We start from the raw sequence: 13,558 nt of genomic DNA on the forward strand, positions 1-13,558 counted from the left end.
CTTCATGAGCGACATCCTCTCCCGCCACCGTCAACTGTGTGAACTGCTCACCGAATATGGCCATCAGTACTATGTGCTGGACAACCCCACGGTACCGGACGCCGAATACGATCGCCTGATGCGCGAGCTGATCGCGCTCGAGACCGAGCACCCCGAGCTGAAAACCCCGGCCTCCCCCAGCGTGCGGGTCGGCGGCCAGCCGCTCTCGGCCTTCAGCCAGGTGCGTCACGAGATCCCCATGCTGAGCCTGGACAACGTCTTCAGCGCCGAAGAGCTGCAGGCCTTCGAGCAGCGCATGCGCGATCGCCTCAAGCGCGAGCTGAACTTCACCTTCTGCTGCGAGCCCAAGCTGGACGGTCTGGCGGTCAGCCTGCTCTATGTGGACGGCCAGCTGGTGCAGGCGGCCACCCGGGGCGATGGCGCCACGGGGGAGGAGATCACCGAGAACGTGCGCACCATCAAGGCCATTCCGCTTGTCCTGCGGGGTACTGGTTGGCCTGCGCGACTGGAGGTGCGTGGCGAAGTCTTTATGCCCAAGGCCGGTTTCGAGGCGATGAATGCCAGGGCGCTGGCCGCAGGGGAGAAGGTGTTCGTCAACCCGCGCAACGCTGCCGCCGGCAGCCTGCGCCAGCTCGATTCCCGCATCACCGCCAGCCGTCCCCTGAGCTTCTACGCCTATGGCGTGGGCATTGGCGGCGACGAGCTGGGGAACTCCCACTTCGCTCGCCTCAACCAGCTCAAGGCTTGGGGGCTGCCGCTCAGTCCCGAGGTGAAGCTGAAAGAAGGCGCCGCCGGTTGCCAGGCGTTCCACGACGACATCCTGGCCCGCCGCAGCGAGCTGCCCTACGAGATCGACGGCGTGGTCTACAAGGTGGACGACATAGCGCTGCAACAGGAGCTCGGTTTCGTGGCCCGGGCCCCGCGCTGGGCCACGGCCCACAAGTTCCCGGCAGAAGAGGAGATGACGGAGCTTGAGAACGTCGAGTTCCAGGTGGGCCGTACTGGCGCCGTAACCCCGGTGGCCAAGCTCAAGCCGGTGTTCGTCGGCGGTGTCACCGTCTCCAACGCCACCCTGCACAATGCCGACGAGATAGCGCGCCTTGGCGTCATGATCGGCGATACCGTGATAGTGCGCCGGGCGGGGGATGTGATCCCGCAGATCGTCGCCGTGGTGGAGGCCCAGCGCCCTGCGGATGCCCGCGAGATCCTCTTCCCCACCCAGTGCCCGGTGTGCGGCTCGGCGGTGGAGCGACTGGAAGGGGAGGCGGTGACCCGCTGCTCCGGCGGCCTGTTCTGCGAGGCGCAGCGCAAGGAGGCGATCAAGCACTTCGCGGCGCGGCGCGCCATGGACGTGGACGGCCTGGGTGACAAGATAGTGGAGCAGCTGGTGGACAAGGGGCTGGTGAAGACCCCGGCGGATCTGTTTAGCCTCAACGCCATCCAGCTGGCCGGTCTCGAGCGGATGGGGCAAAAATCTGCCCTCAATCTGGTGGCCGCCATCGACAAGGCCCGCAGCACCACCCTGCCGCGCTTCCTGTTTGCCTTGGGCATTCGCGAGGTGGGAGAGGCGACCGCGCTGAACCTGGCCAACCACTTCCTCACCCTGGATGCCCTGCGCGCCGCCTCGGTGGAGCAGCTGCTCGAGGTGGCCGACGTGGGGGACATAGTAGCCAAGCACGTCTACTACTTCCTGCGCCAGCCCCACAACATAGAGGTGCTCGACGCCCTGCTGGCCGCCGGCATCCACTGGCCGGCCATCGAGAAGAGGGAGGCTGCGCAGCAGCCCTTCGCCGGCAAGACCTTCGTGCTGACCGGTACCCTCACCACCTTGTCCCGCAACGATGCCAAGGCGGCGCTGCAGGCCCTGGGGGCCAAGGTGGCGGGATCTGTGTCGGCCAAGACAGATGTGCTGGTGGCGGGGGAAGCCGCAGGCTCCAAGCTCGCCAAGGCGCAGGAGCTCGGCATCACCATCTGGACCGAAGAAGAGTTGCAGGCGGCGATCCAGCCCTGAGTTGACAGGGGCGCAATAAAACAGACCCGGCCAGCTGGCCGGGTCTGTCGTTTTCGGGCTCAGTCGACATAGCTCACCCGCCCCTGCCATCTTGATGGGGCCTCAAGCTGCCAGCGTGCCAGCTCGCTCTTGCTGAACAGGTATTCACCGCGCTGGGCGGCGCGGGGGGAGAGGGCCTGTGGCGCCGTACCCGCCAGTATGGCGTTGGCGAGCTCTGCCGCCTTCTCCCCCTGGGTGCGACCATCGAGCACCAGGCCGCCTATGGTGCGGCCCGGCCCCACCGCAAACTCCCAGAAACCGAACAGGGGCACGGGGCTGTGGGCGCTGGTCCAGGCCAGCACCTGCTGCTCGCTCACATGCAGCCCCTGTTCGTCGGTGAGGGTGTGATAGAGGCCGAGGAAGAGAGCCTCATAGCCGTTCTGCCGGCTGGCGAGCACCGCCTCCTGCCAGCGCCTGTAGTCGTTGAATTGCCGGCTGCTCACCCGGGTCTGGCCGACCCGCAGCTCGCTGCGCCCCTTGAACTCCTCCTCGATGGCGGTGCGCGACACCTCGCTCTCGTCAAACAGCACCAGCGCCTTGCCGATGCCGCCCATCAGCTGGCTCATCTCGCTGATGTTGCGCTTGAGCAGGGGGCGTTCCAGCACGCCGGTGATCAGAGGGTGCCCGACCAGCCCCTTGGGGCGCGGGTTTTCGTTCATGCCGAGAAACACCACTGGGGTGCCCAGGGCGGCGATGGGGCGGGCGAGGGCGTTGATGGCGTTGTCATCCCCGAGCACCACCAGGGCCGGCTTGCGTGCTTGATAGGCCGCCATCCCCTGGCTGACGAGCTGCTCCCGGGTCTGCTGAGGCTGACGCTTGGTATCCAGGTAGAGGTGGCTGATGTGGTGCTCGCCCTTGAGGTGCGTCTTCAGGCCGGCGCTGTAGCTCTGATCCCACAGATTGGCCTGATGGTAGCTGCTGATCACCAGGATCTCGGCGGCCAGCAGCTGGAGCGGGAATAGGGCTAACAGGAGCCACACCTTGGTCACGTTCATTTTCCATTGGCAGGACACTGCACCCATTATGTGCGTTCCGGCTGTTGGTTGCCTCGGTCAATTGTTGTCAGATGGTGCCATCCTCCCCCGGGGCTCTCCATCGGGCGCCAGCCCGCACCCCGTCTGGGATGCGCACAAATGGCCTCTTTTGACGCTGACTGTGAACTGCGCCACTCCTTCCAAAACCTGTCCTGGATCAAGAAACGGGTCATCGCTTTGGGGCCTAATAGCTACCACATATAGGGGTTAGCATAAAAAAAATACCCATATATAGTGTTATCAAGCTGTGCATAAGTCGTCTCCCTCTCAGCGTCAGCCCGGGCCTCTCAGGCCCCGGCTGAATGCATGTGCGCCGGGGATAGGGTGTGGAGAAGGGGACTCAACAAGGGTGAGCCCAGGGTGGCTGCCAGGCCTTTAATGCGGGGAAAATCGATGAAACCGGTAGTGATCAAACGTGATGGATGTCGCGCACCATTCAATGGCCAGCTGATCGCCGAGGCGGTGAGCCGGGCGGCGGAAGCGGTCAATCAGGCCAATCCGGCGCTGGCACTGCGCATCTCAGGCGCGGTCAGCCAGGAGCTGGAAGGGCGGGGCGAGGTGGATATCCACGAGATCCAGAACCGGGTCGAGAACCATCTGATGGCGTCCGACGACAAGGCCATCGCCCGCGCCTACATCGAGTACCGTCACGACCGGGATCAGGCCCGCGAGGCCCGCGGCCGGCTGGCCCAGGAGATCCGTGGCCTGGTGGAGCAGACCAACGCGGCCCTGCTCAACGAGAACGCCAACAAGGACTCCAAGGTGATCCCGACCCAGCGCGACCTGCTGGCGGGCATAGTCGCCAAGCACTACGCCATCAGCCACATGCTGCCCCGCGAGGTGGTGCAGGCCCACGAGAGCGGCGATCTGCACTTCCACGATCTCGACTACTCCCCCTTCTTCCCCATGTTCAACTGCATGCTGATCGACTTGCAGGGGATGCTGACCCACGGCTTCAAGATGGGCAATGCGGAGATAGACACCCCCAAATCCATCAGCACGGCCACCGCCGTGACCGCCCAGATCATCGCCCAGGTGGCGAGCCACATCTACGGCGGCACCACCATCAACCGCATCGACGAGGTGCTGGCTCCCTATGTGACCATCAGCTGGCAGAAACACCGGGAAGTGGCCGAGGAGTGGGGCATCAGCGACGTGGACGCCTACGCCATGGCTCGCACCGAGAAGGAGTGCTACGACGCCTTCCAGTCCCTGGAGTACGAGGTCAACACCCTGCACACCGCCAACGGCCAGACGCCGTTCGTCACCTTCGGCTTCGGCCTCGGCGACAGTTGGGAGTCGCGCCTCATCCAGCGCGCCATCCTCGGCAACCGCATCGCCGGCCTTGGCAAGAACAAGAAGACCGCCGTCTTCCCGAAACTGGTGTTCGCCATCAAGGATGGCCTCAACCACAAGTTGGGAGATCCCAACTACGACATCAAGCAGCTGGCGCTGGAGTGTGCCTCCAAGCGGATGTATCCGGACATCCTCAACCATGACCAGGTGGTGCAGGTGACCGGCTCCTTCAAGACCCCCATGGGCTGCCGCTCCTTCCTCGGCGCCTACGAGGAGAATGGCGAGCTCATTCATGAAGGGCGCAACAACATAGGGGTGGTGAGCCTCAACCTGCCGCGCATCGCGCTCAAATCCCGTGACGAGGCGGATTTCTGGGACAAGCTGGATGCGGCACTGCGGGTGGCCAAGACGGCGCTCATGTACCGCATCAAGCGACTGGACGGCGTCAAGGCGCGGGTCGCCCCCATCCTCTATATGGAAGGGGCCTGCGGCGTGCGCCTCAAGGCGGACGACAACGTCAGCGAGATCTTCAAACATGGCCGCGCCTCCATCTCGCTCGGCTACATCGGGGTACACGAGACCATCAACGCCCTGTTCGGCACGCAGACTCATCTGTTCGACAGCGAGACCCTGCGCCAGAAGGCCATCGCCATCATCGCCCGCCTCAAGGCGGCCACCGACGAGTGGAAGGAGGAGACAGGCTACGGCTTCAGCCTCTACTCCACCCCGAGCGAGAATCTCTGTACCCGCTTCTGCCGCATCGACGCCAAGGAGTTCGGTGTGGTGGCCGGGGTGACCGACAAGGGCTACTACACCAACAGCTTCCACCTCGACGTGGAGAAGCAGGTGAACCCTTACGACAAGCTGGACTTCGAGGCGCCCTATCCGCCCATCGCCAGCGGCGGCTTCATCTGCTACGGCGAGTACCCCAACATCCAGCACAACCTGGAGGCGCTCGAAAACGTCTGGGACTACAGCTATGACAAGGTGCCCTACTACGGCACCAACACCCCCATAGACGAGTGCTACGACTGCGGCTTTACCGGCGAGTTCGAGTGCACCTCCAAGGGCTTCACCTGCCCGCGCTGCGGCAACCACGACCCCGCCAAGGTGTCGGTGACCCGCCGGGTGTGCGGCTACCTCGGCAGCCCGGATGCACGCCCCTTCAATGCGGGCAAGCAGGAAGAGGTGAAGCGCCGCGTGAAACATATGTAGGCCGAGCCCTCACCCTAGCCCTCTCCCAAAGGGAGAGGGAACCATCCGAGGTGCTGTTGGCGCCGCTTTGCTCCCTTCTCCCCTCGCGGGAGAAGGGCTGGGGATGAGGGGCCGCAATAGAGAGAGAAGATGCACTACCACCAATACTACCCGGTCGATGTGGTGAACGGCCCAGGCACCCGGGCCACCCTGTTTGTGTCGGGCTGCGAACACCAGTGCCCCGGCTGCTACAACCAGAGCACCTGGCGCCTCGATGGCGGCAAGCCGTTCGATGAGGCGATGAGCGATCGCATCATTGGCGATCTCAAGGATTCGCGTATCAAGCGGCGAGGTCTGTCGCTCTCGGGCGGCGATCCACTGCACCCGGCCAACCTGCCCCAGGTGCTGGCGCTGGTGAAACGGGTGCGGGCAGAGTGCCCCGGCAAGGACATCTGGTGCTGGACCGGTTATCGCTTAAGCGAGCTCACTCCGGCCCAGTGCGAGCTGGTCGCCCTGCTGGATGTGCTGGTGGACGGCAAGTTCGAAAAAGGGCTGGCGGACCCCGGCCTGCTCTGGCGCGGCAGCAGCAACCAGATCATTCACGACCTCAACGCCTGGCGGGAGCGAGAGCATAAGAGCCGGATCCCCTGCCAGCTACTGGGGTGACAATAGCAGCAACCAGATCATCCACGACCTCAACGCCTGGCGGGAGCGAGAGCATAAGAGCCGGATCCCTTGCCAGCTACTGGGGTGACAATAGCAGCAACCAGATCATCCACGACCTCAACGCCTGGCGGGAGCGGGAGCATAAGAGCCGGATCCCCTGCCAGCTGCTGGCCTGATCATTGCGCTTCCCTGGGGCTAGGTGTGCGCCAGCCACTGTCAGCTGAACCCTGGCTCAATCCCGGGCGAGAAAGGCGCGAAAGCTGTTCGCTGTGGTTTGCAGTTGTGGGCAAGGCTGTTTATGGTTAGCCCATCCGAATCACATGACATCTTTCATGAGGAACCATGAGATGAACAATTTGCTCAAGATCCTGCTGGCCATCTTCCTGCCGCCGGTCTGTGCCTTTATCCAGGTGGGGCTCAGCTTGCACTTCTTCATCAACATAGTGCTGACCCTGCTCGGCGGCCTGCCCGGCATGGTCCACGCGCTCTGGCTGGTGGTCAGCGACAAGCGCGCCTGAGTCATCCCCTTGCGAGAAAGGCCAACCCCAGGGTTGGCCTTTTTATTGCCCGCGAGAGTGCCTCGCCAGATGGGGACTTCCCGAATGAGCCTCACTGCCAGACACTGGTTGGCCGTTCAAGGAGCCGAGCGGTCACAGTACAAGGAGAGTTGAATGGGTTTGAAGCTAGTGTTGCTGGGGGTCGCCCTGATGCTGGGGGGCTGCGCCAGCCCCACCGCGAAGCTGAATCAGCCTCCGGTGGATATCGTCTGGGAAGATCTGCCCAGATACTGGGTTCAGGTGGGGCAGATAGGCGACTTCAATCCGGTCGGTGGATTGCCGAAGGAGAGGCCGGTGAAGGGCTGCGTGACCCTTCGTTACCTCATCGATTCCAATGGCGATCTGTTCAGTCCCGAGGTGCTGGAGTCCGAGCCCCCCGGCGTGCTGGATCTCATCGCCATCTCAGGGCTGGCGCAGGTGCGTTATCGGGTGTCCGAGCAGAATCCGCAAGCCATCCCGGTACGGGTTGTGGTCCGATATGACGTCGAAGTGAGATGACAAAGACCCCGGCCTTGGCCGGGGTCTTTGTCACTGCGGGGCTTATTGCTCCTTGCAGTCGTTGTAGCGGCTCTGCCACTCCCCGGCGTCATCGCGCATCTCCACGAAGCCTTCCTTCCCCTTGTTCCACCAGACCACCTCGTGATCGTCGGTGTAGCGGGCGCCGGAGGCGGAGACCGCCTGGGGCAGGGTGTAATCCTTGCCATCGGGCAGGGCGAGCTTGACGAAGTTCAGGCTCTCGTCCGAGAGGGAGAAGTAGCGCACCTGCACCTTCTGGTTCTGCTCGCACAGATAGGTGACGGGATCGCCCCCTGTCACCCCCAGCTTGCCGGCCCCCAGATCGCAGCCGCCGAGCAGGATCATACCCCCCATCCCCAGTAGAAAGAGCTTGGCGTGTTTCATGTCGCATCCTTTGTCGGTGTCATATGGGGTTGAGCCTAACAGGCTGGGGGATGAGTGCAACCTCATGGTGGGAGCCGTGCGTCGGGATGCGTCCGTCACCCGGTGCAACCGGCGGGCAAAAAAACGCCCCGCAGGGTTGCGGGGCGAAAGACAGCACATCCTTGGCCATTGGAAAGGGGATCAATAACCGAAACGGGTCGCCTCGAAACGGTTGAGCAGACGGTGAATGAGGTAGCAGGCCAGCAGGGTGGCGACGATGGCAAAGAGGATGCTGCTCACCCGGTAGAGGGCGCTGAACACCAGATCGTTGCCCGGGGTCAGGTACTGGCCAAACAGTATGCCGAGGGTGGTGAGGGCGCCGAAGCCGACCCCGGAGCCGCTCGCCTCCTTCACATGGGCATGGCTGAACAGCATGGCTCCGAGCCAGAGCAGGGGGGTGACCAGCAGGAGTAGACCGGACCAGTCGTAGAGCACCAGCTGCCCCAGGATGCCGAAACTCACCCCCAGCAGGGTGCCCATGGCGCGCTTGCGGGCGTAGCTCAGGGCCCCGTCCCAGTGCATGGGGAAGAGCACCAGCAGGGTGGTCGCCTGGGCGGACATGGAGTCGCGCAGATCGAACAGCTGGAAGACCAGGAACGACAGGGTGGCGATGCTGGCGCCGAGCAGGGCCTCGTGGCGCATCCGGTGTGGCGCCTTGGGAGAGGGGGCGGGGGCAGGCCGGGGCTCCACGTCCGGGATCAGGGCCGTCATCAGGTAGGCGATGAGCACCGACAGGATGCTGGCCCAGAGGTTGCTGAAGATGAGATCGTTCAGATCTGTCCCGGGATAGCTGGCAAAGTGCAGCATGATGCTGAGGCTGAGCACGCCGTTGGCGCCGAACAGGAAGAGGCTGCCCCGGGACATGGCGGCGAAACGGTAGAGGAACAGCAGGAAGACGAGGGGGGTCATCAGCCCGGGATGACTGCCGAACAGGCCGCCCAGCAGGCCGACCTCCAGCCCGCACATGGCGGCCGAGGCGATGAGCTGGCGGGCGGCGTGGCCGTTCATCACGGGGATCATGCCGAGCAGCAGCACAGGGGTGACGGTGAAGAAGACCCCGTTGCTCCAGCCGAAGATCTTGCACAGTACAAACCCCAGGGTGCAGCCGAAGGCGATGCGCAGACACTGGCGCAGCTCGTTGGCGGTGAGGGGTCTGTGCCACAGGTTCATGGTCGTCATCTCAGTAGATGTAGTGCAGCAGGCTGAGCAGGCGGATCTGGCCGCGGGCAAAGAACGCGCTGAGGGCGTTGTCCGGCAGCAGCTGGACAGTGGCGCGGGCCCCGGCCGGCAGATGGGCGGGCAGCTGATCCAGGGTCAGGTGCAGACGCAGTCGCTGGGCATCCCGCACCCAGCGGTCGGACTCGATGGGGTTGGCCAAGAGGCCGTTGGCGTCGAACTGGCCGGCGCTGACCCCGGCGTCCAGGCTGGCGACCCGGGCCGGATAGAGGCGGCCTGGCTCGCCGTCGAAGGCGACCAGCGCGCGGCTTTCCGGGGTGATGTGACGCAGGCTCTTCTCGCGAAAATCGGCGATCACGTCCACCTGCTCCGAGACCAAGGCCAGCAGGGGAGCGCCCGCCGTGGCCACGCTGCCCGGCTTGAGCTGCAGGTTGGTGATGATGCCATCCTGGCTCGCATGGACCTGGCTGTAGGTGAGGTTCAGCTCGGCCTGGGCGAGGCGGTTGCGCGCCTGGCGCAGCAGCAGGTTGTCGTCACCGGCCAGGCCGCGGTTGACGCGAGCCTGCTCCATGCGGGCCTGGCTGGCCAGCAGGTTGGCACGGGCGGTGCGGGCGGCGCTGTCGGCGTCATCTTTCTGCTGCTCAGACACCATGTGGCGGCGATAGAGGGTATCGATGCGCTCGGCCTCCCGCTGTTTCTGGGCGGTCTGGGTCTGCAGCGAGCTGAAGTCGGCGGCGGCGGCGTTCAGGGTCGCATCCAGCTGGCGATTCTGTTGCTCGGCCTGATCCAGGGCGAGTCTGGCCTGCTCGACCGCGAGCTCGAAGGGGGCCGGATCCAGCACGAACAGCAGATCCCCCTGTTTGACGTGCTGGTTGTTCACCACTGCCACTTCGACCACCTTGCCGCTGACCTGGGGCGCCATCTTGGTGACGACCCGGGTGGCCATGGCCTGGGGGGTGAGGGGCATCTTGATGTCGGCCAGCAGGAAGTAGCCGAACACCAGGACGAAGCAGGCCATGGCCCACTTGATCCAGCGCTTGAATTGTTGATCCGGGGTCATCTTATTCTCTCTCTTCATGCTGGGCACCGATCTTGCCGAGGGCGTTGGCGGAGATCCGGTGCACTATCTCTTCAAACTGGGCCAGCTCCTGCTGGCTGATGCCGGTGAGCAGCTCCCGGCGTATCTCCATGATGCGATCCTCGATCTGGTCGAGCAGCGCCTTGCCGGCCGGGGTCAGGGTGACGATGCGGGCGCGCTTGTCCTGGCTGCAGCAGTGGCGCTCCACCAGTCCCTGCTCTTCCAGCTGACCCAGGGTGCGCATCAGGGAGGGCAGCTCTATCTCCAGCGCCTCGGCCAGGGTCTTCTGGCTGAGGTGGCCGCCGAGGCGACTCAGCTTCCAGAGCGCGGTCCAGCGCGGATGGGTCAACCCCAAGGGGGCCAGCTCGATATCGGCCACGGTGCGCCACAGTCGGTGCAATCGTCCGACTCGCTCGGCGAGGGAGAGCTCGCGCAACATCTCCAGATCCTTTTTCATGGCAGACACCTCATATACTTAGCCTGCTAAGCATTATATTTATTTAGCAGGCTAAGTAAAGCGTGATTCAGCTCACATTCAGTCTCGGGGCCGGGGACGCGGGGAGGGCAATGGTGCTTAAGGTTTCAATGTTTTTATATGGCTTTGCAGGGCCGCTAACCGACAGCAGAGGAGGGGATACGTAGAGTGGCGCCACACCACAAGCTGGAGCATAACAATGAAAAACCTCTCTACCTCCGAAGTACAGATGAAGGGCGCCTGGGGCGACCAGCAGATCGCCGGCATGCCCATGATGATCTTCCTCGGGCTCGCCACCTGCGTCCTCTACGCAGGCTGGAACGGCTCATTGCCACTCGGCATGGTCGGTGCCCTGGCGCTGATGTTCGTGCTCGGCACCCTGCTGAGCGAGCTGGGCGAGCGGATCCCCCCGATACGGGAGTACCTGGGGGGCGGCACCATACTCGCCATCTTCGGCGGCGCCGCCCTGTTCGAGTACAGGATACTGCCGGCCGAGGCGGGTGAGGTGATCACCCGCTTCATGAAGGAGGGGGGCTTTTTGAACTTCTTCATCGCCAGCCTGGTGACCGGCTCGGTGTTCGGCATGAGCGGCGCCCTGCTGAAAAACGCCGCCATGCGCTACCTGCCGGTGATCCTGGGAGGCGTGGCGCTGGCGCTGCTGAGCGTCGGCCTGGTCGGCTCCCTGATGGGGTACGGCTTCAAGAATGCGGTGCTGCTCATCGGCCTGCCCATCATGGGGGGCGGCATGGGCGCCGGCGCAGTGCCGCTGGTGGAGATCCTCTCCGGCCCCTTGCAGATGTCCAGCGCCGACCTGTTGTCGCGCATGGTGCCCGCCGTGGTGATCGCCAACACCCTGGCCATACTGGTGGGCTCCCTGCTGGCGCGCCTCGGTCGCCGCTACCCCTCCCTGACCGGCAACGGCAAGCTGATGGTCAAGGAAAACAGCCAGAGCGTCGCCGACGAGCAGGCCGAGGCCCCGACCCTGCAGAGCCTGGGGCTCGGCCTCTTCATCAGCTCCAGCATGTTCGTGCTGGGCTCCTTGCTCGGCAACTTCATCCCCATGCACCCCTTCGCCCTGATGATACTGGCTGTGGCCTTCATCAAGGTGAGCGGTGTATTGCCGCGCCGCTACGAGCAGGCGGCCGCCGACTGGTACCAGTTCGTGGTGAGCAACCTCACCCCCTCCCTGCTGGTGGGCATAGGGGTGGCCTACACCAGCATCCCCGAGCTCATCGGCGCCTTCTCGGTCAACTACTTCATCATGGTGCTGACCACAGTGGTGGGCGGCGCCCTGGGGGCGGCCCTGGTGGGGCGCATGATAGGTTTTTATCCCATAGAGGCGGCCATCACCGGCGGCCTGTGCATGGCCAACATGGGGGGCACAGGTGACGTGGCCGTGCTGTCGGCAGCCCAGCGCATGAAGCTGATGCCCTTCGCCCAGATCTCCTCTCGCCTCGGCGGGGCCGTGATGCTGATCCTGGCCACCGCCCTCATCTCTCTGCTCGCGTGACGACCGGATACAGGAAAACGACATGAACGACATCATGATGGGCACCAGCCTGCCCTATGCCGAACGCAAGCGTCAGGGCCTGATGGGGCGCATGCCCCACAAGGAGGAGTCCCTCTCACAGCAGCGCCGCCGCATCTACCGCCTGGTCTCCGCCATGCAGAGCCCCTTCGACCAGCACCTGCTGCTGCGCCAGTTGCAGGAGGACAACCCTGTGCTGTTTTACGATCTGGTGCGCCACCACCTGCCGGAGCTCTTGCCCATCATCTACACCCCAGTGGTGGGGGAGGCCTGCCAGCGCCACAGCGATCTCTACCTGCGCAGCCACGGTCTCTACCTCTCCTGGCACGACAGGGACGAGCTGGACGCCATCTTCGCCGCGGTGGAGCAGGAGGTGGACGTCATCGTCATCTCCGACGGGGAGCGGGTGCTGGGGCTCGGCGATCTCGGCATCGGCGGCATGGGGATCTGCATCGGCAAGCTGGCGCTCTACAGCGCCGCCGGTGGTATCAACCCGGCGCGCACCCTGCCCCTGTGCGTGGACGTGGGCACCAACAACCCGGCCCTGCTGGAGGATGACTCCTACCTCGGCTGGCAGGCCCCGCGCATCGACGGCGAGACCTACTACAGCTTCATGGACAAGGTGGTGGCGGCCATTCGCACACGCTGGCCCCAGGTGGTGCTGCAGTTCGAGGACTTCGCCGGCAAGCATGCCGCCAACCTCCTGGCCCGCTACCGGGACGAGCTCTGCATGTTCAACGACGACATCCAGGGCACGGCGGCGGTCGCCTCCGCCTGCGTGCTGGCAGGCTTGCAACAGGCGGGCAGCACGCTCGCCGATACCCCTGTGCTCATCGTCGGCGCTGGCTCGGCGGGCTGCGGCATCGCCGCCATGCTGGCCCGGCTGGCGGGCAGCCCGCAGCGGGTGCAGCTGTTCGATCAGGATGGCCTGGTCTGCCTGGACAGGGCCAACCTGACCCCCTCCCAGCAGCCCTTCGCCCGCCCGGCAGAGGAGGCATGCACCTCCCTGCCCGAGCTCATCGCCCGGTTGCGCCCCGGGGTGCTGATCGGGGTGAGCGGCCAGGGCGGCCTGTTCGACGAGGCGGTACTGACGGCCATGGGGGAGGCGTGCGAGCGCCCTGTGATACTGCCCCTCTCCAACCCGACCCGCAGCGCCGAGGCGACCCCGGGGCAGGTGTGGCGGGCGACCGAAGGGCGCGCCCTGCTCGCCACCGGCAGCCCCTTCGCCCCGGTCGAGGTGGCGGGGGAGCTGCGGGTGGTCTCCCAGTGCAACAACGTCTATGTGTTCCCGGGCATTGGCCTCGGGGCCTGCGCGGTCAAGGCGCGGCGCATCAGCGATGGCATGCTGCAGGCGGCGGTGCGGGCGGTGGGCGCCTGTGCGCTGGCAGAGGGGCGACTGCTGCCCCCCATAGAGGAGGTGGGGGAGGTGGCCCGCGCCGTCGCCAGGGCCGTGGCCCTGACCGCCCGCGAGGAGGGGCTGGCGGATTTTGACGGTGATCCCGCGCCGCTCATTGACCAGACCTGGTGGCGCCCGCACTATTGGTCCGCCTCCTGACGTTGCAAGG

The 13,558-nt window shown here is 64.9% G+C and carries 12 protein-coding genes; 7 read left to right on the top strand and 5 right to left on the bottom strand.

Annotated features, from left to right (window positions below):
• Positions 1-4: 4 nt before the first annotated feature.
• Positions 5-2,011 carry an NAD-dependent DNA ligase LigA gene (gene ligA / locus AC1IN8_RS08575; RefSeq protein WP_479758621.1) on the top strand — a complete coding sequence of 669 codons (2,007 nt, stop codon included), beginning with the start codon at positions 5-7 and terminating at the stop codon, positions 2,009-2,011.
• Positions 2,012-2,070: 59 nt separating this feature from the next.
• On the opposite strand, the gene AC1IN8_RS08580 is transcribed toward ligA, so the two are convergent.
• Positions 2,071-3,045, bottom strand: coding sequence for an ABC transporter substrate-binding protein (locus AC1IN8_RS08580; RefSeq protein WP_479758758.1), 975 nt, complete (start codon positions 3,043-3,045; stop codon positions 2,071-2,073).
• A gap of 432 nt (positions 3,046-3,477) precedes the next feature.
• Here AC1IN8_RS08580 and nrdD point away from each other — a divergent pair, with 432 nt between their 5' ends.
• The 4 genes from nrdD to AC1IN8_RS08600 all read left to right on the top strand — a co-directional run bounded on the left by nrdD (position 3,478) and on the right by AC1IN8_RS08600 (position 7,295).
• Complete coding sequence (nrdD, locus tag AC1IN8_RS08585) at positions 3,478-5,595, top strand: anaerobic ribonucleoside-triphosphate reductase (protein WP_479758622.1); 2,118 nt, start codon at positions 3,478-3,480, stop codon at positions 5,593-5,595.
• Between the two features lie 129 nt (positions 5,596-5,724).
• Positions 5,725-6,240 (top strand): anaerobic ribonucleoside-triphosphate reductase-activating protein, encoded by a 516-nt coding sequence (gene nrdG, locus AC1IN8_RS08590; RefSeq protein ID WP_479758623.1) that lies wholly within the window; start codon positions 5,725-5,727, stop codon positions 6,238-6,240.
• A gap of 347 nt (positions 6,241-6,587) precedes the next feature.
• Positions 6,588-6,758, top strand: coding sequence for a YqaE/Pmp3 family membrane protein (locus tag AC1IN8_RS08595; protein WP_025327864.1), 171 nt, complete (start codon positions 6,588-6,590; stop codon positions 6,756-6,758).
• Positions 6,759-6,911: 153 nt separating this feature from the next.
• Complete coding sequence (locus tag AC1IN8_RS08600) at positions 6,912-7,295, top strand: energy transducer TonB (RefSeq protein WP_139436483.1); 384 nt, start codon at positions 6,912-6,914, stop codon at positions 7,293-7,295.
• A gap of 42 nt (positions 7,296-7,337) precedes the next feature.
• Here the strand turns inward: AC1IN8_RS08600 and AC1IN8_RS08605 are convergent, their stop codons facing one another.
• The 4 genes from AC1IN8_RS08605 to slyA all read right to left on the bottom strand — a co-directional run bounded on the left by AC1IN8_RS08605 (position 7,338) and on the right by slyA (position 10,447).
• The gene (locus AC1IN8_RS08605) at positions 7,338-7,697 is read right to left on the bottom strand and encodes an MliC family protein (RefSeq protein WP_139436481.1); all 360 of its coding nucleotides are present in this window, start codon (positions 7,695-7,697) and stop codon (positions 7,338-7,340) included.
• 180 nt (positions 7,698-7,877) lie between these two features.
• A complete protein-coding gene (locus tag AC1IN8_RS08610) occupies positions 7,878-8,906 on the bottom strand; it encodes a DUF2955 domain-containing protein (protein ID WP_247627039.1) in 1,029 nt (342 codons plus the stop codon).
• 10 nt (positions 8,907-8,916) lie between these two features.
• Positions 8,917-9,972: an HlyD family secretion protein gene (locus AC1IN8_RS08615; protein ID WP_202047145.1), complete on the bottom strand. Its 1,056-nt coding sequence runs from the start codon at positions 9,970-9,972 to the stop codon at positions 8,917-8,919.
• 1 nt (position 9,973) lies between these two features.
• Positions 9,974-10,447 (bottom strand): transcriptional regulator SlyA, encoded by a 474-nt coding sequence (gene slyA / locus AC1IN8_RS08620; protein ID WP_319913185.1) that lies wholly within the window; start codon positions 10,445-10,447, stop codon positions 9,974-9,976.
• 217 nt (positions 10,448-10,664) lie between these two features.
• Between slyA and AC1IN8_RS08625 the strand changes: the two genes are divergently transcribed.
• Entirely contained in the window at positions 10,665-11,975 is a 1,311-nt protein-coding gene (locus AC1IN8_RS08625; RefSeq protein WP_202046906.1) for a 2-hydroxycarboxylate transporter family protein, read from the top strand.
• A 22-nt stretch (positions 11,976-11,997) separates the two neighbouring features.
• A complete protein-coding gene (locus AC1IN8_RS08630; protein ID WP_479758625.1) occupies positions 11,998-13,548 on the top strand; it encodes an NAD-dependent malic enzyme in 1,551 nt (516 codons plus the stop codon).
• Positions 13,549-13,558: the final 10 nt, after the last annotated feature.

The sequence above is a fragment of the Aeromonas sp. 130281 genome, assembly GCF_056642115.1.